Raw genomic sequence first — 23862 nt, forward strand, 5'->3', positions numbered from 1 at the left:
ACGGGTTAAACGGGTCAGAGTTCATTTTACCACATCGCACCATTCCCTCGCATTCTGGAACATTTGCATCCACGGGGATGCCTTGAGCTCATCGTTCAGATTGGAGGGCATCCACGGCCATTGCCATTTCAGAAACGCCCGCTCCGGATGAGGCATTATTGCGAGATGTCGTCCATCCTGTGTGCAGAGTCCCGTAATCCCGAAAGGTGAGCCGTTTGGATTAAAGGGATAGCTTTCCGGATGCCGCCCGTCAACCCGGCCCTCATCGTCCACAAAGACGAGCGGAACAAGCCTTTTCGTGCGTACCTCGTCCATAAGTGTCGGGTCAGGAAAGTATAGCCTGCCTTCGCCATGAGCTACCCAGACTCCAAGTGTTGAATCGGTCATGCCTTTGAACATTATTGCCGGACTTTCTATGATCTTGACCATCACCCAGCGCGATTCAAAACGCCCGGACAGATTTTGAATAAAGCGCGGCTGTTTATTGTCAGAGATGCCCGGCCAGGGCACCCACCCGAGCAGCCCAAAAAGCTGGCAACCATTGCACACGCCCAAAGAAAATGTATCGGAACGCGCATAAAAATCATCAAACATTCGCCTCAACTTTTCGTGAAACCTGATAGCAGCAGCCCACCCCTTGGCGCTTTCAGGAACATCGGCGTAAGAGAATCCTCCAACAGCAACCAGACCCCTGAAACGTTCCAGGGTAATGTGTCCGCTGATCAGATCAGTCATCGTCACATCCCACGGGCTGAAACCTGCCTGATAGAAAGCTGATGTCATTTCGCGGTCGCCGTTACTGCCCTCTTCCCGGAGAATGGCAATCTCCGGTTTGTCTTTCACTTCGAGAATATGTGCTGGTGTGGGTTTTGGTTCAAAAGGGATGGTATAGCACGGAACTTTGCGGTCAAAGATATTCCCTCTTTCCTGATCGGCACAGAGAGAATTCATCTGAAGGCGCTCGATCTGATAGGACGTTTCTTCCCACCATTCACGAAGAACGCACATACTATTTTCAAGTACCTTCTGTGAGTTATAGGTTACAAGAATCTTCTTTTCCTCAGTTGTTTCTCCGATAACGCTGGAGCGCAGACGGAAGGAATCAAGTATCTCCATCACCTGCGGAACATCGCTCGGATTACACTCGATAACTGCTCCCAGTTCTTCAGCAAAAAGTCTTTCAAGGGGGCTTGATGGATCATCCATTCGTATGTTCAAACCACAGTTTCCTGCAAACGCCATTTCCAGAAGTGTTGTGATAATGCCCCCATCGCTCACGTCGTGCCCTGCGAAAATGAGATTTTCCGATATCAGTTTCTGGATTGCGTTGAATGCAGCTTTGAGCGTTTCGGGATTATCCACGTCAGGTGATTCGTCTCCGACCTGCCCGTAAACCTGCGCCAGAACCGAACCCCCAAGTCGGGCTTTATGCGGAGCGATTTCAATGAAAATTAGCCGGCTGTTGCCCGGGTTTTTTATATCAGGGGTCACAACCCTCGTAATATCCGGCATTGTCGCGTATGCAGAAATAACAAGCTCGCGGGGAGATTTCACTATTTCGTCTCCCACACGGGTTGCCATGGAGAGGCTGTCTTTTCCGCCATCAACCGCAATACCCAATCGAATCATCAGATCCCGCATAGCACAAACAGCATCATAAAGCGCCGCACCCTCTCCGGGCAACTTTGGCGCCCACATCCAGTTGGCCGAACACTTTATATCCTGCAGGCTGCTGATCTGCGCCCACACAATATTGGTCAGCGCTTCTCCAACTGCCATCCGCGCGCCTGCTTTTGCATTAACCAGCATTTTAATCGGCTGCTCGCCTATGGACGTGGCTGCACCAGTTAATCCAAAATGGCTCTGGGCTATCACAGCCACATCACCAACCGTTAACTGGAGCGGGCCGCAGCATTGTTGTTGCGCGATTAAACCGGTAACGCTTCTGTCCACCTTATTCGTAAGAAATCTCTTTGAACCGACTGCAAGATTGCGAAGCACACGGGACAATGCTGCTTCCACCGACACATCAGCCGGCAATTCAACGGGTTTTAGTGCATATTCGAGCCTTTCATCTGTGAAGGTTTTCTGCGGCATATTGCCGAGTACCTTCGAAAGATCGAGATTTACAGGTGTTGAATCATCTTTCTCATCATGCACAACAAAGCGGCCGTCTCCTGTAACCGTCCCGAGAACTTCGCAATTTACCTTTTCCCTTTCACAGATCGACTCAAATTCTGCAATCCTCCCGGGTTTAATCAGAAAACCGCATCGCTCCTGGAATTCGGCAATCCAGGTTTTAAGCACCGAAAGAGTCGGGTCTCCCAACCTGATACGCCGCAGCTCAATTTTGCCCCCTGCCTTTTCGACAAGCTCTTTGAGAACGTTTGCCGGACCGCCTGCCCCCTGGTCATGGACGCTTACGATAGGATTGCTATCTCCCATTTCAATACACGCCCTGATGACGCGGTTCATCTTTTGTTCCATCTCTGCATCGCCACGCTGGACAGCATTGAAATCCAGCTCTTCCGCATTTTCGCCCTGAAGCTTACTGGAAGCCGAACCGCCGCCGACGCCAATACCGTAAGCAGGGCCGCCTACCTGGACAATGAGCATTCCTGTTTCAGCTTCGTCCTTTTCAACATGCCTTGCATCGATTTGTCCGATGCCGCCCGTAAACATGATTTTCTTTATCCATCCCCAACGTTCTCCGGTGGGAAGCTTCTGGTCAAAGGACCGCGTAAACCCGAGTACAACCGGTTCGCCAAACTTATTTCCGTAATCGCTGGCGCCATCGCTTGCCCGTATCTCCATCGCCAGAGAAGAAGCGAGACTCGACGGATAAGCAAAAGATTCAGTTTCCCATGGCAGGTCATATCCGGGGATAAGCAGGTTTGCGGTACAATACCCGGCCGTTCCGGCAACCACCAGACCGCCTCTACCTGTTGCCTGAACATCGCGGATCCTCCCGCCCGTACCTGTTTCGGCGCCGGGGAAAGGAGCAACCCCGGTGGGAAAATTATGTGTCTCAGCAGTAAAGATGATGTGGTAACGAACCTTCTTTTGATTGAAAGGCGCCGGTTTTCCGGGTTGTTCAGGGACGATAGTCCAGCAGTCATAGCCTTCAATCCCGCTTGAATTATCCTTAAAGGCGATGATGCTGTTTGACGGATTCGCTTTTAGAGTTGATTTTACAATATCCATAAGCGTTTCCGGCATAGCAATACCATTTATAACCTGTTTTCCTCTGAAGTAGCCGTGCCGCGAGTGTTCACTGTTTGCGTTATCCAGATCCCTTATTTCAACAATTGTTGGATTTCTTCCCTCTTGCTTCACAAAATAATCGTAATAGAGATTCCTGTCCCACTCATCCATGGCAAGCCCCGGCACCTCCAGGAGGGCATCCGGGCCCTTTTCTGACATAGGAACCTCAAAAACAGGTTCCGGCAGAATCCCGGTTTCAAACGTCTGCAACGGTTGAACATACAGGTATTCTGTCATTCGATCATGATTTTCCCGAACAAAGCAGTCCCTGTCAATCCCTGAAGCAAGGAGATACCGTCGGGAACGTTCTATGCGGGTAACCTTTTCAAGCCCGCAGGTCTGGCAGATGGCGACGATATTAGTTGAATAGGCTGTCGCGAAATTCATCCGCGGGCCAAGCTCTACCACATCGACTCCATCAGGGTTGACCGGCTTCGTGGAAACACTTTCCGTTATAAAACCGTCGGCTAAAAGCTGCCTCAAAATCAAAAGTTCCTGGGCATTCAAGGGCCCGGAAGTTTCCACGTTAAAGCAATATTCGAGGTTTCCATTTCTTTCCAAAAAAAAGTGTAGCATCATTTCCATCCTTTCTATTTATGGGGCTTACGTCGCCCCCTCTGTCAGCAAAGCTGCCAGAGACTTCCCCTCTCGCTCACTGTGTGAGCTAAATGTACACTGGCTTACGCCTGTCCCCGTAAGGGGGTCGCCCCCTCTTTTCTCAAATGTTCAAACGGTTCAAACAGCTTGAACGGCTTAAACGACTTGAACGGTTCATCTTGTAATATTGCATAATTCTTTCGAAAGGTAAATTGAAGAATTGAAGGATGTCCTTATTTTCCACATACCACTTTGTTACAAATTGCCCCCAAAAACAGCATATACCGGGTTGACGGGATGCCCGTTACCCTCCAATGTCAAGAATAAAGATTTGACCCCAAGTTTTTTTGATTGGTGATGGCTGATCGCTAATATATTTAAATTATTGGTTTTCTGACCATTTTAAAAGTTACGGCAACTGTTGCCGCAAATGTTTCTTTGCCCCGTCCTTTTTTACCGCTTTCGCGATTGCACTTTCTCATTTCCCGCTCCTCGCCCCCTGCCCTGCATTTATGAGTGACTTAATCACAGGCCCAAATCCTTTTTCAGGTCATCGTGGGTGGTCCAGGTTTTATTTCCCTTTTTTACTGCCAAAGCCAAATGGTAATCTTTGCTGCCCTGCTCAATCTCTTTGGGTCGTGCGCTTGCCTGTATATTGCAAACGGTTCATCTGTTATATTTGTCCCCGCGAATTCTGACATAAAGAGTCAAATCCTATTCTCGAAAGCGCTTTTTGTCAATGATAAAAAGGTTATCATACGACCAATCACTATTTGTTTCTGTTTGAAACACAGCATGAATTGGTCATTTATAAAAAACTTGACAACAGGAAGACAGCGCCACAACAAAAACCCCACCTATTTCTAAGTGGGGCCATGTTGATTCTTCTGTATTTGCCCATAAACGTCTTACTCCTGATATTTATAAGGGGAAAGCCTTGAAAATAGCGCAAGCATATCATGGGAAAGCGGACCGGAAAGATTGTTTATCATGGTTCGGTAAACGATGAAGGATAAAGGATAGCCCACCTTGACAAATTCGGTATCTTCTGCTATAAGAGTAATAACATCTACCGGAAGGCGGTCCACCCACCATTAGACTGGTGATGTTGAAAGAGAGTGGAGTCGGTGGAAAAAATTCTCTTTGGGGCTTGAGTTGTAAGTCTGCGATCGGAAAGGCCCCTCGGGTTTGACTCTGGTGTGATAAACACCGGGCAGAAAATTCTGAGGAAGAAGCCTCGCTCTCCAGATTGAACGATTCGGGCCTTTTCTTTTTCATTCCTCTCAACCATGGACAATTCTTTTGCCATGTCGAGGGTAAGATAGTAGTCAAGACCATCCTCATTTTTGAGTAAGCATTACAAAGTATGGAATGGTATTTTTTACACTCCCCACGATGGCGAGAGTAACTTGGCCCTCAATCAATTCTACTTTCTTTACTTTGATTTTATCATAAAAGATACCACTTCTAATCTTGCATTGTGAAGGGCACAGCCAAATGCACGACTACAGGGAGAACACCCAGACTTTTCGGGAACAGAAAACAATCTGTCAAGTGTTTGCACATTTCATCCGGCATTCAATAAGCTATCTCGAATGTGCATGATGCAGGTAGTATTTGAAATAAGTATCCAATGATAAGTTGGACTTATTAATATGGGAAGATATGTTTGTTTTATAAGCTATTCTAATGAATGAAGTCTTTGATAACCTGCAGAAACCTATCTCGTCATGTTTCTTCCCATGGTCTTACCGAATTCATTTGCTTCGAGGATTGCTGCTCTTAATAAGCTGTGCGTTATTTCAAAAGGCTCGTATCGTATAAAAAATACATTAAGACTGTGCTGAACAATGTTGTCCAGTTCGGGTCCTCGTTGTAGTGGATCAAAACCCAACTGAGCGAGATGCAGCGGCAAGCCTACGTCTTTGAAGAATCGGGCTGCCTGCTCAGCCTCATCCATTCTTTTTTCCATTATGAGTTGCGTCATGGTACCTATTGCCACGAGCTCTCCATGAAGACAGTTTGTGTGCAAATCGTCGCAAGCCGTCAATCCCTGTGCCACACCGTGCGCACCTGCAAGGCCGCCGCTTTCGAAACCAAGTCCGCTGAGAAGAATATTTGCCTCCACAATACGGGCAAGAGAATTCCCCGTTTGGTGGTCCCTGATCTCGTCCAGAGCTGCCACACCGTAATCAAGAAGCATGTCACGGCATTGCCGGGCAATAGCCATGGCCGCCATGGTAGGTCGGGCGCCTCTTGCGGTTCGGGCTTCAGGATTTTCCATACAGCAACGCGCCTCATAGAATGTGGAAAAGGCATCCCCCATACCAGCGACAATATAGCGAATCGGGGCATCAGCAATAATATCAAGATCAGCCAGAACCATCAGGGGGCTTGTTGCGCTGAATTCTACGCTGACAAAAACCCCTTTCTCGTCATAGATAACGGAATGTGCCGCTGTAGGTGCATCAGTCGAAGCCGTGGTAGGAATTGTGACGGCAGGCACACCAAGCCTTGAAGCTGCCATTCTTACAGTATCAAGGCATTTGCCTCCGCCGATTCCGATGAGCACATCTGCAGGACTTGGGCCCTCAAAAGAGGTTGCAACTCTTTCTACCTCACCCAGAGTCGATTCACCCTGAAAGATCGTCTTTTTTACTGTAAATCCGGCAGTTTTCAGACTCCTATCAACAATATCACCAAGTGCAAAATTGCGCCCCGGGGTAATGAGTACGCCTGCACAGCCCGATACGCACAGAGACAAATACTCTCCGAGCAGATTAATAACACCCCGGCCCTGGATGTATTGAGAAGGAGATACAAAAAGCTGTATAGGTTCCATATTGTCCAAGAGCTTTTTATATATTGTGTTGGGGTCTAAAGCGCCTCGATTCTTCACTTGTTTTCCTCCTGATAGATAATGTTGTTGACTGGTCTAAGGTTAGTTACTCTACTACAGAATTATTGAATGCCATTTGAAATGGTCAAGCAGATATTTCAGGGGTAGATTTATAACAATCCTGTGGGGACGGGCGGAAGGAGTAAAGCTGTCCCCTTGGTTCAATCTCCTTGGTCTAACCCTCTTATCTTTTAAAAATAGCCATATCGCTATACACTTGAACAAACTCCCATCCTTCAGATCCCATTTTATTAAATATAGCTTCTATGTTGGCAGCAGGCTCAGCTTCAAGCTGGCCTATAATCTTATATTGCATTTGTCGTGCTGCAAACAGCGTGCTTTTGGTGGCTACCACCAAACTGTAGACTATACTAACCATTAGCACTATTAAAATGATCCTTTTTATAATCCTTCCGTGTATTTCGACCTCCCTTAACCCTTTATTGATATGTGGGCACCGGGGTGGTGCGTTCTTAAAAAAGTAAATAACTTTTCCTCTTCCGGAATATACATAATTATTACCCTCTTAAGCCCCCATATCTTTTTTCATTATCTTGCGACTTAGCTGCACTGTCAAGCGATTATTTATAAGTGATATTGGGCTGGGCATGATTTAATACTGGTTGAAGTATCAACGGCCTGTTGCCCAAACACACATACAACCAATAAGATTGGAATATGAGCAGGAAGAACTTTTCGCGAGTCGCGCCTTCGAGCATTTTTGGGTACCCACTCGGCAAGAATAAACGTCCCGAAGGGCAATTCGCATGTCTGAGTCCCGGTATTTTGGGACGATTGCGGTAGCTCTCTTTCAGGAAGTTGCATTTGATTCTATCCCCTGTGAGCGGCAAAGAATCAGGGACGTGTTATCGCCTCCTCGCACTTCTTGACGTACTTCTGCGTTAGCCTGCGTCGGCTCGTCGTTACTGCCCGGATACCCTTTGGTAACGCATTTGAATGCAGTTTGGCATAAGAGTACAGCCTGCCTGATCTTCCTATTTTCCGATCAGAATAGCATGCAGATGCATAACTATGTCTGTAATTTGGGAATTATCAACCAAAAAGGCAATATTTATTTCCGATGCGCTTTGAGAAACCATTCTTGCCTTGATTTCAGTTTTGCCAACAGCAGTAAAAATATCCCCTAAAACTTTTGAATTTCCTTTAAGCTCCTCTCCAACAACACAAATCAGGGTTTTCTCTTTTTCAATAGAGACGGCGCCGATTTGTTCCAGGTTTGTAGATACCCGGCATAAAACCTCTTCCGGATAGGATTGATTGGTGACAAAAGACACGCTTGATTCTGACGTAGCGGCAATGTGAATCCCGATATCCTGTTGATTGAGAATCTCCAGAGCCGATGACAGCAGTCTTGCAGTAGAGTTAAACTTTTGGGAAACGATGTTGATCAGACAGAGGTCCTCTTTGTAAACGATTGATTTTGCAATACGGTTCACCAATTGAGAATCTGCCAGAATCATGGTCCCCGCTTCTTCCGGCTTAAGAGTATTTGCCACTTTTACAGGGATCTTCTTTTTCATGGCAGGAACCAAAGTGGACGGATGGAGGACTTCTGCACCGTAATAGGATAATTCACTGGCTTCACTAAAGGACATTACCGGGATATTCTGGGCGCTGCTGCACACAAAAGGGTCGGCTGTCATGACACCATCCACATCTTTCCAGATCTGAATTTCTTCCGCATGAACTGCCGCACCGATAAGGGATGCGGTAAAATCGCTTCCGCTTCTCCCTAACGTGGTGATGTTACCCTTTTTATCCTTGGCGATAAAGCCTGTAACGACTGGAACACCAGAAAGGTTCACAATATTTTTGTTGATCTCTTCTTCTATGCCATTTAATGGGGTGGCGCTGCCGAAGCAGGAATCAGTCAATAAGCCGATATCATAAGAATTTACAGGAATTGCCCAAATACCTTTGTTAATCATCGCTGCCGCAAAGATCAAGGAAGAAATCCGTTCTCCGAAAGACATCACATGATCCAGGGTTCTCGGTGTTAATTCTTTTATGAGGCTGATGCCACGTAGCAGGTTCTCTAAATCGCACATTAATGGATCTATAAGTACTCGTTCTATCCCTAAACCTTCGGCAAGCCCTTGATGATAGTGCCGGATATTTTCTGTCTCCACTGTGCCGGTAAGGGCCTTTTTTGCCGATTCAATCAGGTTGTCTGTGGTCTTGCCGTGAGCAGAGACCACAATAACGGGCTTTCTGTCGATCTGGTTTTCTACGATATTAATGCATCTCTTTATTTTATCAGGAGTCCCAACAGAGCTGCCACCAAATTTCATAACGATCATCATTTCTCCTTTAGCACGCTGATATTTTGTCTTGCATGATTAAATTACCTATAATGTAATAGATTTTTCTTTTAAAATAAAGCTGATCATTAACCTGACTAATAAACTCCCCTGGGGGAGCTGGAATTATCCATCCGGTGGCGTATACCTTGAGCTAAAAGGCAGGATCCTAATCTTATATGAATATTTTAAAGATCGATTCTACAGTTATATCACCTTCACAAGATCTGCTTTACTCAGGAGGAACTCTGGCGGATAGAATTGACAGGATACGACAACCACATTGACCGACCGGCGAGGAAATATATACCTGTTTGCCTGACACTATTTTTAAGCATACAATCTATCAATTATCACCACTATTGGTGTATTTCAAGAATAATTTCATAGTGCTCTTCTTCAGGAAGACGTCGATAAAATTTCATACTCCTATTTTCATCAAAAAAATGAGAATGGTAAAATTGCGCTCAACACAAAAAGAGCATGGAGCACTAAATATGAAAGCGTGGATGATGGTTTGAAATGGCGCATAAAATGGGAGTCATCTGGAGACGGGCGCCGTTACCCGCCAACCCGGTGAACCACCTTGTTGGTATGAGCCGGTACCAACGGCAATGAGATCATTTTGATCGTTATTAAGTTCAATCCTCGTAACGGCAACTTTATTTCCCGTTCTTAAAGCATGGGAAACGATAAAGCATTTACAGAGGGTTTTTAGAAATAAACCGGTCCTCATTGACACTAAAGCAGGAAAAGATGTAAGGTAAATACTACCAGAGCTACCCGAAGGCTTTTGCAAAATAGAAAAGTGAAGATAAGGGAAAACTCACGAAAGGCGTTATAATAGTGATCCGACCTATGGCAAGAAAGTGGTCGACAATCGGGAAACGGTTCATAATCATATTTGTCAAGTTGCTATTGTTTGTAGTCCTTCCGATTGGTGAATTATGCTTCTTCAAAAAGCATTCAATTGTAAATATATAGGTTTTTTATGACGCCTTCCCGCTGTTGCACGCTTTGTCGATCCGATAACACCTATGAGTTTTTCTGTGGCGGAAAGATTTACTATCGCTGCCGGCAATGTCGATTGGTGTTCCTTGATCCACAGTTCTACCTCGATACTATTGAAGAAAAGGCTCGTTACGATCGTTACGAGAACGATGTAGGGGACCCGGATTATCGTTCCTTTTTGTCACGCTCTTTTAATGAGGTGATCCAGCAAATCAGACCGCCGGCAAGAGGTCTGGATTTTGGTTGTGGAAATGGCCCGGCGCTGGCGGTCATGGCCCGCAAAGCGGGTTATATAATGAAAGTCTATGATAAGTTTTATGCTGATGATCGTGACGTCCTCGGCCTGACCTATGATTTTATAACCTGTACCGAGGTGGCCGAACACCTGGCGGACCCGGCAAAAGAATTGGGCCGCCTGTGGCATCAGCTTGAACCGGGAGGCCTGTTGGTCATACAGACCAAGCGCGTACTCGACGACGAACGGTTCAAGGCCTGGTTTTATCGCAACTATCCGACCCACATTACCTTCTTTGCGCAAGCATCTTTTGAGTGGCTTGCAGAACAATGGTGGGCAGTTGTGTATTTTCCGCATGACGATGTGGCTGTGTTCGTCAAAAAGGCAGACCCCACCTGATAAGAAGTAGGTTTTACTCGTAACCGCACCCCCTGCAATAAAATGGAGGTACCGAATTTAATTGAAATATATCAAAAATATTGCTACATTATAAAAGCCATGCAGAACCATCACCACATTCCAATCAGACAATCTGGTCTGATACATGTATTCAAAGCGCTTTTTTCTCTGACGCCGCCTTGAGAAAATAGTCCAGCAGTCAAATAGCTAAGGTTGCAACATCCGGACACTGATTTTCTGCTCGAATATTGCAGTTTATCTTTTATGAGCCGATTACACTGTTAAAACAACGAGAGGAACAATATGGAAAACGCGGTTGATATATCACCAAGGAACGGGTCCCGTCAGGCTCAGATAGAGCGTCGTCGCACCTTCGGTATCATAAGCCATCCTGATGCGGGTAAAACCACCCTGACGGAAAAACTATTGCTTTTTGGCGGGGCCATCCAGATGGCAGGTTCCGTCAAGGCACGCAAGACCGGCCTTCACACCACCAGCGACTGGATGTCCATCGAGCAGGAGCGCGGCATTTCGGTCACAAGTTCAGTGATGAAATTCAATTATCGGGGTTATGAGATCAACCTGCTTGACACACCGGGCCACCAGGATTTCTCTGAAGACACTTACCGGGTGTTGACCGCTGTTGACAGCGCGGTCATGGTCATCGACAACGTCAAGGGGGTCGAGCCCCAAACCCGTAAGCTGATGGAGGTCTGCCGGATGCGCAATACCCCGATCCTGACCTTCATCAATAAACTCGATCGCGAGGGCATGCCTCCTCTGGATATCCTTGCTGATATAGAGGAGACCCTGCAGATCGAGTGTGCACCGATGTCCTGGCCCATCGGTATGGGCAAGAGCTTCAAGGGCACCTACGATCTTTACCGAAGAGAACTGACCCTTTTTACCCCCGGCGAAGATTATCTTACCGATGGCATGGTGACCATTCACGACATCGAAGATCCTTTTCTTGATGAAACATTGGGTAGCCAGGCGGAGGTGTTGCGTGAGAATGTGGCCCTGCTCGAGGGAGCTGCAAACCCCTTCAACCTGCAGGACTTCCTCAATGGGAGTCAAACACCGGTCTTTTTCGGCAGCGCGATCAACAATTTCGGTGTGCGGGAACTGCTCGATGTCTTTGTGGAGATCGCCCCTGCCCCGCTGCCGCGACCGACCACCACACGAATGGTGTCACCCGGTGAGGATGCCTTTTCTGGTTTTGTATTTAAAATACAGGCCAATATGGATCCGGCTCACCGCGACCGTCTCGCCTTTATGCGCATATGCTCAGGCTGTTTTTCTCGGGGCATGCGGGTCCGTCATCATCGCATAGGCAAGGATATACTTGTTTCTAACCCACTCATCTTCATGGCCCAGGAGAGGGAGTTTGTTGAGAAGGCCTGGCCGGGAGACATAATCGGCATTTACAACCATGGCACGATCAAGATCGGCGACACGTTTTCGGAGAAGGAGCCCCTCAAATACATCGGTATTCCAAATTTCGCCCCGGAACATTTCCGGAGAGTACATTTAAAATCAGCCCTGAAGGCAAAGCAGCTCAAAAAAGGCCTGCTCCAACTGGCCGAAGAGGGAGCAGTGCAATTGTTCCGTCCGGTGATGGACAACACATATGTCCTTGGGGCGGTGGGTGTTCTTCAGTTCGATGTTGCGATCGCGAGGCTTAAGGCCGAGTATGGCGTCGACGCAGTTTATGAAACAGTTGGTTACATTACCGCCCGTTGGGTAAACAGCGATAATAAGAAACGACTGGCCACTTTTGAAAAGACGAATCGGACGAATCTGGCGCTTGATATAGATGGTAATCTGACATACCTTGCGACCAGTGAATGGCGGCTCGAACTTGCGGTTAAAGAATGGCCGGAGATCACTTTTATGAAAACCCGTGAACATGACTAAGTTCCTGTACAGAATTACTTAATACCGCTTGTAATGTTGTATGTCAGATGAAAACGGAAAATTATCGCTTTCAGGAAGCATATTCGTACCATGTAGTATCATAAAACAAGTCACCGAGCACCTGTATATTTCATACAGTTATTGACAAATCCGGGAAGTATTTAACAAGGATTATGAAAATAAAGAAAGGTCTAACCAGATCTCTGATGAACTTTTATTTTTTACACTCCATTAAAAACTATATTGCAGGGTCAGTGAGAGACCTATCTGATCCGACCAGACCTTGACCCCGTTACCACAGCTTACGTCAAAGCCTTCGGAACGGATTAACCAGCGATGTGAACCGGTTGTATATATACGGAGATAATCCATTTCGGCGCTCAAAGAGAGGTTTTTTGTCAAACCTTTCTTCAGACCGATAGAAGCATACCATGCATCACCATACGTATCCTCATAGGTGAACCGCTTACCACCATTTCTGAGCAGATGGGTGTCTTCGTTGCTGCCTTCCACGTAAGCCCAGTTCAATTGAGCATTGAATTTGAGGTCTGGTACCCCAACATATTGTCCCAGGTCTGTACCCGAACGTACTCCTATAAAGTATTGCCAGTATGTCTGTTTAAAGCGGATGCCATTTTGCGGCATGTTTATATTGGGCTTCCCTGTCCACAAGTCGTATTGTATTCCGTTGTGGGCAACCAGGCGGAAATACTGATAACGTAGTCCTATCATAGGGCGCAGACTGAACCAGGAAGGCAGCCCCAGCCAGTCGGAGACTTCCATATCTATATCACCCTGGGTCATGTAACTGGGCTCCATACGGCATCTCGAAACACTATAGGTGGTTTTCATGGTAATGTTATTGTCATCCTCCCAATCAGAATCTCTGAAACGCCCGCCGACATCCCCCAGGGCATTTGTGAGCACTTCAGCGCCCATGGAGAACCTGGGAAAATTCAACCTCATCACTCCCCCGCCCCACCACGAGTCCAGTGGAAACTCCAACTTGCTGAGAGGTGCCTGATAGGGAGGATAGGGGTTGCCGAATTCGTAGGAGGTGTGGCTGTTTAAGAGGCGCTTTACTTTTACACCCAGCGAGAGATGCTCAAAAAACTGGACAGTTCCTTCTTTTTGGAAAGCCGAGGTTTCTTTACTTACAGGTAGTACGGTCTCTTCTTTTTCATAGGCGTAAACTATTGAAGCCATAACATGAAGAACAAGAAGAATAGCGAGGCATAACATGCTCAACAAAAACGGCGGGCCGTAGATATGTGTTCCCGGAATATTATATATCTTGATCCACATAAGATAGTGTTTATTGTACCATACTAAAGTTTAGATATTTTCCCCGAAGGGCGATTGCTTTTCAAGAAAATAATCATTCCTAACATTATAATAATGACCACATGAAAGCATGGACAGGTCGTTGGATATGGTAACTATTTAGTTCAGGAAGGAAACCAGCGGTTGTGGATGTCACCTTCCCTCTTTTGAGTACAGCTCATGGCTCATAGCAATCAGCAAAGAAGTTGTAAACGCGGTAAACAGGGAGTGTCCCTTCCATACGGTTTAATCCCGACAGCGGAGGGACAATTGCCGTCCGAATCTCAGGAAGATTTTTCAAAAGTGAAATAGCGTTATACAGCGCCCGTATTGATTTTCCGGAGATATCAGCAGTTGTAGACACTGTGTCTACAATTTCCTTGGATAGGTCTTCGGGCCTCCGATCGTAGTTCACCAACTCGCTCATAAGGAAGGTTGAAGGTGAATGGTGAATAAGATGAACTGTTCACTATTCACTAACGACTATTCACTGAAGTAACACAGCACTTTAAGCCCTGAAATTGGCCATTTTCCATGCATAAAAAGACTTATTTCAATAGGTTGGTTTGGTTCGACCCCAATTATTATTCCGCTAAGATGGTGCAAAAAAACAAGACCCCTTTACCACACTGGACATTTTCGTTGGCGAAACGAACTACCCCGTGGTTTACCGCGGGGCAATCCGTCCCCGTCCCCTCTATTCATCGTAAAGTGAGAGGAACGGGCCGCGAAAGACCAACCTTTATTGGTTTTATTTTAAGAAGGCAAGGCTCAGCCAGGGAAGATAGGTGATGATCGCAAGGCCGATGAGAAGGATGCCGATGAATGGAAGTGAAGCAAAGTAGAGGCTTAATATCGGTTTGTTGAAGCGGATGCTGGAGATGAAGAGGTTGATCCCCAGGGGGGGTATGGAGGCCCCGATCTCCAGATTAGTCAGGAAGATGATCCCCAGGTGAATAGGATGAATTCCATAGGCCTGGGCGACAGGGGTAATAAGGGGAACTACAACGGTCAGCGCGGGAAACATGCCCATAATGCACCCGACCGCTAAAAGGAAGAAGTTGAGCATGATAAGAAAAAGGAAGGGGCTCGTAATATGGGCCTTTAGAAAATTCAATGTCCTCATGGGGAGTTCTGCATCGATTAAATAATTCGTCAGACCGAGGGCCGCTCCCAGGATGATCAGGATCCCCCCTACCAGCACCATGCTTTTTTTCATAATCTTCGGCAACTCTCTCCACTTAATATCTCTGTAGATGAATACCTCCACCACAAGCACATAGGTCGCGGTAATAGCGGCTGCTTCACTTACCACAAAGTATCCGCCATAGATGCCTCCCAGGACCACAATAGGGAGCGGAAGTTCCCAGATTGAATCCTTCACTGCCCTGAAGACCTCCGGTACGTTGAAACTGGTGCGCGGAACTTTGACTGCAATCGCCTTGTTGAAACAAAACAGGGCAAGGAGGAGAATCAGGAGTATTCCAGGCAAAATGCCGCCCAGAAACAGTTCGTCAATCCGTACCTTTGCCACGATGGCATAAAGGATCAGAGGGAGGCTCGGGGGAAAGAGAAGACCCAATGTCCCTGATGTGGTTAAGAGTCCGAGAGAGAATGGTTCCGGGTATTTTCCTTTTAACATGGCAGGGAAGAGAATACCCCCCATGGCTATGATAGTGAGGCCTGTCGCGCCTGTGAGAGCGGTAAAGACAGCACAGGTGAGGAGCGCGATCATCGATACCCCGCCGGGCAACCAACCTAATATTGCATTGGAAAGTCTGATTAATCTCCTTGGCGCACCGCTCTCGGAAAGAAGATAACCGGCAAAGGTGAAGAGGGGGATCGCGACAAGGATTGGGGTTGTCGCTATTCGATGCATTTCGATGATCATGGCCGAGGAGTCAATGTGACCGGAAAACAGCAAACAGAGGGTCAGGCCGGAAATAACGATAAAAAGGGGAACGCCAAGAAGCATCAAAAGAAAAAGGGCACAAATAACGAAAAAGAGGGTCATCCTTCTCTTTCCTGCTGGTGAACTATGAGAATACTCTTAAGGAAATAAAAAAAATATCGTAAGGCCATTATGCCGAAGGTAACAGGAAGAATGATTTCGGAGACCCAGGACGGAATTCCCAGGAAGATTACACTCTTCATCTGGAACTCATTATTAATAAATTTCAGGGCGGCAAAGGTCAGGAAACAGCAAACCAAAAACGAAAAGGCATTGATAATAATTGCAACAACCCCCTTTCCCTTCGGCGATAACCATCGGGCAAACACATCGATGCAAATGTGTTTGCCTTCCCGTACTGCAATAGTAGCCCCGATAAATCCTGTCCATAAAACGAGGCCCCGGACAAGGGCATCTCCCCAGGCAATACCGGTAGAAAAAAGGTTTCGAAGTATAATCTGAGAAAAGGCGATGAGAATAAGGGCGCTTAACAGGATTACAAGGAGAATCTGCTCCACCCGACCGATGACTTCATCGATCCGTTCCCATTGATCCGTCATTTCACTCCCTTCCGGTAATTTGTCAACTGAGAAGTTACATCATCCACGGTTGTCCGGGAAAAGGCTTTTCCGCTAATGCGGCCCATGGCATCATTAGACAGTTGTCTGAGCTCATCAATCTGATTCTTTGAAGGGGTTATGATCTTTACCCCCTGCTTCACCATTACTTTGGTTGCCTCCTGATTTTCATTTCGCGTTATTGCCTTCAATTGGCTCAGATGACGCTGGGAGCTCTCAAGGAGAATAGCCTGATAGGCAGGCGACAAACGGTTAAATGCATCTTTACTGATGACGATAGCGCCTGCCACATAGGCAAGGGGAACATTTGTCAGGTATTTCACTTTAGTAAACCACTGGAGCGAGATGGCCCCGGAGGGAGGAATATAAACAACATCCACTAAACCGGTTTGGAGACCCACTAAAACATCAGGAATAGAAAGAGGAATGGCCGTCACTTTGGCCGCATCGAAGACTGCCTTGGCCACGTGAGATTCTTCCTGGATCCAGACCTTTCCCTTTTTGATGTCCGCTACGCTGGAGATAGGAATAGTGGAGGACATGAGATAGACAAACCCTACCTCGGAAAAACCCAAGAGTACGTATCCATTATCTTCAAAGCCCTTCTTGAGAAATGTATCCATTTTTTCCAAAATGAGGTCGACTTCATCGTAATTTTGAAAGAGAAAAGGGATTTGCAGGACATTGATCTCTTTAAATATCGCTGATAGGCTTGCTGAGGTCAGGGCTGCAGCCTGAATTTGGCCAATCTTCATCTTTCGAAGCATATCATTCTCATCGCCCAGCACTCCTCCGGCATAAATCTTAAGCTGAACCTTGTTTTCGGTCTTTTTTATCACTTCAGTATTTAAGGCATGGAGCATCTTAACCCAGGAATTTCCCTCCGGGGCCAAGGTGGCCAGCTTGATGACAACCCCTTTCTCAACCCCGTGTGCCGGCCCGATAAAAAGAAGACATGCCAGCAACAAGAGCCCAATAAATTTGATTCCACTGCAAATGTTCATATCTGCTCCTATTCGAAAATTTCCTCTTTATGATTCAACAGGTCCGCTGCCTTTTTCCTGGCAACCGCATTAAGGAGTGTTACCTCCGGCAATATATCAACAGGAGTATCCAGAACCTTCTGAAGGGTTGAAACGAAAAGGTCTTTGTCGATGGCCTGCCGTGCGTAAAAGTTTGCATAATAGACATAAGTCATTAAAAATTTGCCCTGCCCCATCTCTAAAGCCCTCTGAAAATGTTTTTGAGCCTTTTCCAGGTCTCCGCCGGCGTCTCTGGGCCAGGAGGCAAACCATATCCCCATAAAGATGTGAGGCCCGCCATAATAAAAACCTTCGTCGAGTTCGAGTACCTTTTTCATCATCAGTTCAACCCTTGGAAGCTCAGCCAGGGCCTCCATCGAATCCAGGTTCAACTTGATCCAGTTTCCCCAGGAGGTGGCTGCCCAAAACAAATAGGGGACATCTTTCTTGCCGCAGGCCTTCACACCTTCCCTGAAATCGTCAAAGAGGCTCTGAGCAGGGTCCTTGAGCCCCCTTATCTCCAAGGATCGCAGAGAGTAATGCCTTGCCCTCCCGTAGAGCAGCTTTGCATACTCCGGATCGGTTTCCTCCATAAAGGCCGTGGCAAAGGAAGAATAGATCTGAGCAGCATTGATGAGCAACTGCTCATTGTCCGGCACCGACTCGATCATGCCGTCCATCAACATCAGATAGGCGGGAATTCCTTCACGGACCAGCTTAAGGTCAGATTGTTGAAAGGCAGATTTTGACACCCCTTCCAGCAATGTCGATGTCGCCGCAACAGTTAACTTCTTATTCGGCAGACAACCGGTTAATAGAAAAAGACATATTACACAAAGTAGAATAGGGATTTGCAAAAGTTTCATCTCTTGTAATGTGAATTTATACATTCAATAAAAATCTTATCCGTAACGTGTTACCACAAAATATTTTCTAAGGCAATGCTTAAATAGCGTGAGCAGAGACGACATTTTATCTTTTTTGCGCGACTTTAAAAACAGGTACGGAGATAGGTGTGGCATCATTTCCCTTGGTGTCTTCGGATCGGTTGCTCGCGGTGAAGTGCGTGATGACGGCGACGTTGACATCTGCATCAGAACCAGAACGCCTGATTATTTTACAAATTCTCCCGAAGGCATGGAGAGGATAAGAGAATGAATCTTCTTTATATACCTGCCTTCTTAGCTTTACAATGTAACGCCAGCCATATGGTCTTCTGCGTCGGGTCAGTCCATTCAACTCTATGTCGTTTACGGGCAGGAATATGGATATAATCACCGGGCTTCATGGTCCTTGTATGCTTTTCATCTTCAAAACATAATCCGGCGCTGCCCTGAAGCAAAAACACCCATTCATCGCTATTCTGGTCATACCACTCCCCTGGCGGGGTTGCATGGCCACAGGATATTATTCTTTCAAGCCTGATATCTTTGTTTTCGATAATCACTTCAAATACTTCTTTCTGAACGGACTCAGGGAGGTTTTTAAAAAGATTTTTCATTTCAATGATATAGGTATATTCTGAATTAAAGTTCCAGCCAGGAATCGGAATAAAGGGTCTGCCCGAGGAGGACTTTGGCTGTTTTTACATAATAAGCCTGTTCCTTCGAAAGCACAGACATATCAATACTGTCTCCGTCCATTATTCTATATACAAGGCTCTCAATCTCAGGCCTTTCATCTTTTGCAATTGACTTCAGTTCCGCATCAAAGGCATCGACAATAGCAGAATACATGCCGTATCGTTTGATCATGATAAGGTAGGTCCTGTTTAAAATCCCCCTGAGATGAGCAGGGGCTCCGTTTGATACATTTGAGAGCCCACAGGTGGACTTTGAGTCGGGTGCAAGGTCTGTAAGCATCATAACGAATTCAGTGCAACCCTGAACCTGTATCTGCTGGGTATTAATCGGAAGCACAATCGGGTCAAACCAGATATCTTCTTCCGGTATTCTATAACTTGCCGCCTCTGCAATAAGCTGTGCTGCCAGCAAGCCTCTCTCATTGGCGTCTCTTGGTATACCCTCTACCCCGAGCGTAAGTCCGATAAAACCTGCGTTATATTTCCCGGCAAGGGGCATAAGTGACTTGATTCGCTCAGGCCGTGCAGATATGGAATTAATGAGCGCCTTCCCTCTGTGCGCACGCAGGCCCGCCTCCATAGCCTCAATATTCGTAGTATCAAGGGAGAGGGGAAGATCAACCGTTTCCTGGACGGTCGTTACCACCCATTCCATCAGTTCCGGCCCTTCTTTCCTTGCCGGACCAAGGTTTATATCAATCATATCCATACCTGCCTTTGCCTGGGCAAGGGCCATCTCTTTTATCGGTACGGGGTCTCTCTGCCTTAAGGCATCACCGATCTTTCTGGATATAACATTAAGGTTTTCACCGATTAACAACATGGCTTCCTCCTTTAAAAGCAGGGTTCGAGGGGTCGTGGGTTCCAGGGTTTAAGGGTTTAAAAATACTTGAACCCTCTGCCCCTTGACCCCTTGAACCCTTCGCCCTTATGTTTTCCATGTCTTAAGATAAGCGGGTAGGTGTGCCGCTTCCCTTGGACCAATAAGGATTTCCCATCCTGGAAGTTCTTCTTCAAGGTCTCCCAGTATTGCCGCAGAATAGCCAGGGATAATAACCTTTTTATGCGTTATTTTTTCGGTAATGTCGCATTTTTTTATAAAGGCTCCTACAGTATCGCCGACAAACTTTCCTGCTGCCCATGCTGTCATTACCGACAAGCCTTCAGTATCCATGACGCAAAGCCATGCCGGTACCCTCGAATTCTCTATTTCACCACTGACAATAAAATACGTGAGTGAAAAATTGCACGTTACCAAAACAGGAGAATCCTCACCGGGGTTGTTGATTGGATAGATGCCCTCCTTCGTAGTCATAGGTCTCTGCGGATCCGTATATATGTTCAACCTCTGGAGGAGAAGAGGAAAAAGAGACTCGCCCGAAAAATCGCTCAGCACAATGATGCCTGCATACTTGGCGATAAACGTGGATGCAATTAACGCCTCTTTCATAACATCACCCGTCATTTCGCAGGGAAAGGTAATGGTAGGAAACCCTAATGGTTTAAATTTACTCAAAAGGGCAGCCCTGCGAATGATTATCTGCTCGTGGAAGCCTTCTTTTAATGTGCGTGTTGCGGTATCGATCACCAGATCTTTCAAACCCATTCCGGTCAGCTTATCAGTTAAGCCTGCCACCTCTTCAATCCCTTGCCCTTTCACGGCTAAAGGACAGGCATATTCCTTTGCAAGATTACCGAATACCTCGTAATTAGCTCCAGTGGCTGCATAAATGAGGGGCTTCCTGTCCTTCGCAATCTCCAGAGCCTCTTTCATTATGGCCGGGTCACCTGATATAAGGATAATGCCATAAGATTCGGTACAGGCCTTTTTCACCATATTAAGAAATTTTTCTTTATTTCCCGTTTCCTTCAGGGCAAAAAGTTCCGGTCTCAATGTTAACCCGACCCTCTCATATTGAAATTGTCCAGGCCTTGAGAATCTTTTATCTACCTCGTCATCATCCATGCTGTCGCTGATGAGAATAGCAATGCCAGGCTTATTAAAAAACGTCTTTTCATGCCTGAACATAACCGTCTCGCCGCCTATTTTTATCCCATAATCTCCAATTCCAATCGATACCTGCCTTATGGGAGGAGCACTCGCATCAGAAAGCTGATCCCTTGCCTCATCGGATACATGGGGACATGCATCGAGCTCGGCCTTCGCTGCTGCAAGCCCCATGGCAAAAGCAAGACAGGTAGGGAACTTGCATTCACCACAATTTGTCTTTGGAAGAAGCTTAAATATCTGTATTCCGGAAAGCGCCATATATTACTCCTTTATTAAAATTCAGTGAATAGTCATTAGTGAATAGTGAATAGCTAAAAAACAGAGACAGTCTGGATGTCAGTTCCATCGACTTTTGCCAAATTTTTAAATCCTTAAAGTTTCGTATCTTTTCCAATATCCATTTCCCCAAAGGTTATTCACTATTCACTATCTACTATCTACTATTCACTATCTACTATTCACTATCTACTATCTACTATTCACTATCTACTATCTACTATATACTATTCACTATCTACTATTCACTGCCTTTACATCAACGAATCCATCGTAAGGCATGGATGGCCCTTTGCTGTTATATACTCCAGTACCTCGTCTTCGGTAATTGCAACCGTTTCATCGGCGATCATATCAATGAAGTTCGGTATGCCAAGTTCTTCCCCCCTCTTCTGCAACCTTTCCTTGATCTCTTCTTTCAATCGTTTCGGCATCCATACAAGTCTCAAAAGACCGCCATCGCCTTTTAAAAACTTCCTCTGTGCTATGTTGTACTTGCTGTGTCCCAGGAAACCCGGGCTTTGTGCGCCGCCACCCACAGAACCGGCAAGGGTTGTAAATTTCATACCGCAGGGAGTCATATCCGTAAAATCCCTGTCCACTGTCATTATACCATTGCACATGGGCATTATGGCAGCAATGCACTCACAACACCCGCACGTTGTCATGGGATCTACCATAAGGCTGTATAAGCTGACATTCTGAACCTTCTGTCTCGATGCCTTGCTGACATATTCATTGCATCCCTTAAACTGGCCAAGCATTTCATCAAGGCACTCACCTTTCTGAATGGGCTGATTCGGTCCTTCAGGACTTATTTCAAAGGCAGCACGGCAGTCAAGCCAGTTATAGGCGCCACAGAGGCCTGTCCGTTCAGGGCTTATGACGCATACATGATTGGGGGCAAAAGACTGGCATAAAATACAGGAGTAAAAGGTATCAATGCTCTCATCTGTCATACCTTCAACTCTTGCGTCCCTGTGATTATACGACGCCCTCGCCTGCTCGAGTATCTCCTTTACCTTTTCTTCTTCTGTATAAATCTTTATTTGAACTTTATCAAAGATTGCTCCAAAATCCTGATGATATTTTGCATGAATTATTTTCCCTATGTGCTCCAGCTTAAAACCTTTTTCTACTGCCTGCTTTGAGACCCTTATCCATGCAATATCTCTCTGGCCGATGTGCATAATACCCTGCGCCTGATTGATCAGATGGTGGTTCTGGCGCTCAAGGATAGGTTCAAAGTCTTCCTGAAAACTCCGCCCTGCAACCTCTGCGAGCATTGCAAAGTGCAGTCTTGTTCCCGGCTTAACATCGTCTACATCAGGTCCGATTACTTCAACCTTTCCGTCGTCCACCTCTTCCATCCTTCTCGTCGTCGTCCACTCAACCGCGATAGTCCTGCCGCCACCCATTTCGAGGTAAATTTCCTCACCACGCACCCTTTCACCCTCAAATGCAGGTCCATAAGAAACAGGGATTGGAACTTTAGCAACCTGCACCTTGAGACCCCTTACCTCAACCGCTTTCTGCACTATCTGGTCATGGGAAATGTTAGAAACTACATGCTCATAGGTGCATATACCTGTGGGTAAAACCTGCGGGATGGGCGTATCCGCTATAGTGGGAAATCCCCAGTTTATTGCGCCTGCTGCATTGGCATACCATTCATCGGTCACATTTCCAAGGGCAAGGACAAAGGCATATGTCCTGTCTTTGTTGTAAATAAGGTTTCTCCTGAAGTCTCCCGGTTTGATACCGCCAAAGGCCATGGCAACACGGCACGCAAAACCTATTGCAAAAACAGCGGCAGATATATCCGGGCCAAACGGGACAAGACGTGTTGGCCATCCTATCTGAACATTCGCTTCGATAAGTTGCTCGGAAAACCTGTTCCCCTCATGCCCGGCACACATAAAGACATAGAGATTCTTTTCCTGCAATTCAAGGGCAATCCGGGCAGCAGTCTGCGGGTCAGGAACGGCCCCGGCGATAGCAGCAAAACCTGGCGCTGTTCCATCTACAAACTCTACGCCCCTCTTTCTGAAAATCACATCATTCGCTGCGCCCAGCCATAATCCCCCCTTATCTGAAGGATTTACTTCTTCACTGTTGGCAAGGTAAAAACCCGGTTCCTCGAGGTACCTGATGGCCTCTATTATTTCTTCAGCAAAAAAGGTCGCCATTCCGGCATCAAGGGCCGGGGCAAGGTAAGGGAGAGGAGTCTTCTCCTTTACGGGAGGCGGAATAAGTCTTTTACAGATATCAAGAACTCTTCGCATATCTTCTAACTTTGATACACCTATACCCGTCATGGCATATATGATGGGGAGATAATAAGCGGTATTGGGAAAACCAACCTCCTGTTTTGGTCCAAATCTTTCCAGGGCTTCCCTATGTTTTTCTTCAGCCTTATTGTAAATTTTATGTGCTCCTCTTATTGCCGCCGATGCTATAATCTTAGACATCGATA

At 46.4% G+C, this 23862-nt stretch carries 16 protein-coding genes and 1 pseudogene; 3 read left to right on the forward strand and 14 right to left on the reverse strand.

Going from position 1 to position 23862, the window contains the following annotated elements:
- Positions 1 to 21 precede the first annotated feature (21 nt).
- The 4 genes and pseudogenes from purL to NTX75_04430 form a co-directional block, all read right to left on the reverse strand.
- A complete protein-coding gene (purL, locus tag NTX75_04415; GenBank protein MCX5815473.1) occupies positions 22 to 3843 on the reverse strand; it encodes a phosphoribosylformylglycinamidine synthase in 3822 nt (1273 codons plus the stop codon).
- A 1087-nt stretch (positions 3844 to 4930) separates the two neighbouring features.
- Positions 4931 to 5194 (reverse strand): annotated as a pseudogene (locus NTX75_04420) (antA/AntB antirepressor family protein).
- Positions 5195 to 5581: 387 nt separating this feature from the next.
- Positions 5582 to 6760 carry a glycerol dehydrogenase gene (locus NTX75_04425; protein MCX5815474.1) on the reverse strand — a complete coding sequence of 393 codons (1179 nt, stop codon included), beginning with the start codon at positions 6758 to 6760 and terminating at the stop codon, positions 5582 to 5584.
- Positions 6761 to 7755: 995 nt separating this feature from the next.
- A complete protein-coding gene (locus tag NTX75_04430; protein ID MCX5815475.1) occupies positions 7756 to 9072 on the reverse strand; it encodes an aspartate kinase in 1317 nt (438 codons plus the stop codon).
- Between the two features lie 1000 nt (positions 9073 to 10072).
- Between NTX75_04430 and NTX75_04435 the strand changes: the two genes are divergently transcribed.
- Together NTX75_04435 and NTX75_04440 are read left to right on the forward strand one after the other, a co-directional pair.
- A complete protein-coding gene (locus tag NTX75_04435) occupies positions 10073 to 10726 on the forward strand; it encodes a class I SAM-dependent methyltransferase (GenBank protein ID MCX5815476.1) in 654 nt (217 codons plus the stop codon).
- 303 nt (positions 10727 to 11029) lie between these two features.
- The gene (locus tag NTX75_04440) at positions 11030 to 12643 is read left to right on the forward strand and encodes a peptide chain release factor 3 (protein MCX5815477.1); all 1614 of its coding nucleotides are present in this window, start codon (positions 11030 to 11032) and stop codon (positions 12641 to 12643) included.
- Between the two features lie 231 nt (positions 12644 to 12874).
- Here NTX75_04440 and NTX75_04445 read toward each other — a convergent pair whose 3' ends face one another.
- From NTX75_04445 to NTX75_04470, 6 genes are all read right to left on the reverse strand, one after another.
- Positions 12875 to 13948 (reverse strand): omptin family outer membrane protease, encoded by a 1074-nt coding sequence (locus NTX75_04445; GenBank protein ID MCX5815478.1) that lies wholly within the window; start codon positions 13946 to 13948, stop codon positions 12875 to 12877.
- A 196-nt stretch (positions 13949 to 14144) separates the two neighbouring features.
- A complete protein-coding gene (locus tag NTX75_04450) occupies positions 14145 to 14381 on the reverse strand; it encodes a hypothetical protein (protein ID MCX5815479.1) in 237 nt (78 codons plus the stop codon).
- A gap of 336 nt (positions 14382 to 14717) precedes the next feature.
- Entirely contained in the window at positions 14718 to 15980 is a 1263-nt protein-coding gene (locus NTX75_04455) for a TRAP transporter large permease subunit (protein ID MCX5815480.1), read from the reverse strand.
- Positions 15977 to 16477 carry a TRAP transporter small permease gene (locus tag NTX75_04460; protein ID MCX5815481.1) on the reverse strand — a complete coding sequence of 167 codons (501 nt, stop codon included), beginning with the start codon at positions 16475 to 16477 and terminating at the stop codon, positions 15977 to 15979. Before NTX75_04460 ends, NTX75_04455 begins: the two co-directional genes overlap by 4 nt.
- A complete protein-coding gene (gene dctP, locus NTX75_04465) occupies positions 16474 to 17499 on the reverse strand; it encodes a TRAP transporter substrate-binding protein DctP (protein ID MCX5815482.1) in 1026 nt (341 codons plus the stop codon). The genes NTX75_04460 and dctP overlap by 4 nt, the downstream gene beginning before the upstream one ends.
- A gap of 8 nt (positions 17500 to 17507) precedes the next feature.
- The gene (locus tag NTX75_04470) at positions 17508 to 18269 is read right to left on the reverse strand and encodes a TRAP transporter TatT component family protein (GenBank protein ID MCX5815483.1); all 762 of its coding nucleotides are present in this window, start codon (positions 18267 to 18269) and stop codon (positions 17508 to 17510) included.
- A gap of 202 nt (positions 18270 to 18471) precedes the next feature.
- Between NTX75_04470 and NTX75_04475 the strand changes: the two genes are divergently transcribed.
- On the forward strand, positions 18472 to 18675 hold the full coding sequence (locus tag NTX75_04475) for a nucleotidyltransferase domain-containing protein (GenBank protein ID MCX5815484.1): 204 nt from the start codon (positions 18472 to 18474) through the stop codon (positions 18673 to 18675).
- A 7-nt stretch (positions 18676 to 18682) separates the two neighbouring features.
- On the opposite strand, the gene NTX75_04480 is transcribed toward NTX75_04475, so the two are convergent.
- From NTX75_04480 to acsB, 4 genes are all read right to left on the reverse strand, one after another.
- Positions 18683 to 19018 carry a cupin domain-containing protein gene (locus NTX75_04480; GenBank protein MCX5815485.1) on the reverse strand — a complete coding sequence of 112 codons (336 nt, stop codon included), beginning with the start codon at positions 19016 to 19018 and terminating at the stop codon, positions 18683 to 18685.
- A gap of 25 nt (positions 19019 to 19043) precedes the next feature.
- Positions 19044 to 19922: a dihydropteroate synthase gene (locus tag NTX75_04485; protein ID MCX5815486.1), complete on the reverse strand. Its 879-nt coding sequence runs from the start codon at positions 19920 to 19922 to the stop codon at positions 19044 to 19046.
- Between the two features lie 105 nt (positions 19923 to 20027).
- A complete protein-coding gene (acsC, locus tag NTX75_04490) occupies positions 20028 to 21368 on the reverse strand; it encodes an acetyl-CoA decarbonylase/synthase complex subunit gamma (protein ID MCX5815487.1) in 1341 nt (446 codons plus the stop codon).
- A 272-nt stretch (positions 21369 to 21640) separates the two neighbouring features.
- Entirely contained in the window at positions 21641 to 23857 is a 2217-nt protein-coding gene (gene acsB / locus NTX75_04495; GenBank protein ID MCX5815488.1) for an acetyl-CoA decarbonylase/synthase complex subunit alpha/beta, read from the reverse strand.
- Between the last annotated feature and the right edge of the window lie 5 nt (positions 23858 to 23862).

This window comes from Pseudomonadota bacterium (assembly GCA_026388315.1).
Classification (GTDB): Bacteria; Desulfobacterota; Syntrophorhabdia; order Syntrophorhabdales; family Syntrophorhabdaceae; genus MWEV01.

Bases quoted from the DNA above. Each gene is read 5' to 3' on its own strand.
- NTX75_04445 (MCX5815478.1), bottom strand. From the start codon at position 13,948: ATGTGGATCAAGATATATAATATTCCGGGAACACATATCTACGGCCCG.
- NTX75_04460 (MCX5815481.1), bottom strand. From the start codon at position 16,477: ATGACGGATCAATGGGAACGGATCGATGAAGTCATCGGTCGGGTGGAG.
- NTX75_04435 (MCX5815476.1), top strand. From the start codon at position 10,073: ATGACGCCTTCCCGCTGTTGCACGCTTTGTCGATCCGATAACACCTAT.
- acsC (MCX5815487.1), bottom strand. From the start codon at position 21,368: ATGGCGCTTTCCGGAATACAGATATTTAAGCTTCTTCCAAAGACAAAT.
- NTX75_04430 (MCX5815475.1), bottom strand. From the start codon at position 9,072: ATGAAATTTGGTGGCAGCTCTGTTGGGACTCCTGATAAAATAAAGAGA.
- NTX75_04485 (MCX5815486.1), bottom strand. From the start codon at position 19,922: ATGTTGTTAATCGGTGAAAACCTTAATGTTATATCCAGAAAGATCGGT.
- NTX75_04455 (MCX5815480.1), bottom strand. From the start codon at position 15,980: ATGACCCTCTTTTTCGTTATTTGTGCCCTTTTTCTTTTGATGCTTCTT.
- acsB (MCX5815488.1), bottom strand. From the start codon at position 23,857: ATGTCTAAGATTATAGCATCGGCGGCAATAAGAGGAGCACATAAAATT.
- NTX75_04480 (MCX5815485.1), bottom strand. From the start codon at position 19,018: ATGAAAAATCTTTTTAAAAACCTCCCTGAGTCCGTTCAGAAAGAAGTA.
- purL (MCX5815473.1), bottom strand. From the start codon at position 3,843: ATGATGCTACACTTTTTTTTGGAAAGAAATGGAAACCTCGAATATTGC.
- NTX75_04440 (MCX5815477.1), top strand. From the start codon at position 11,030: ATGGAAAACGCGGTTGATATATCACCAAGGAACGGGTCCCGTCAGGCT.
- dctP (MCX5815482.1), bottom strand. From the start codon at position 17,499: ATGAACATTTGCAGTGGAATCAAATTTATTGGGCTCTTGTTGCTGGCA.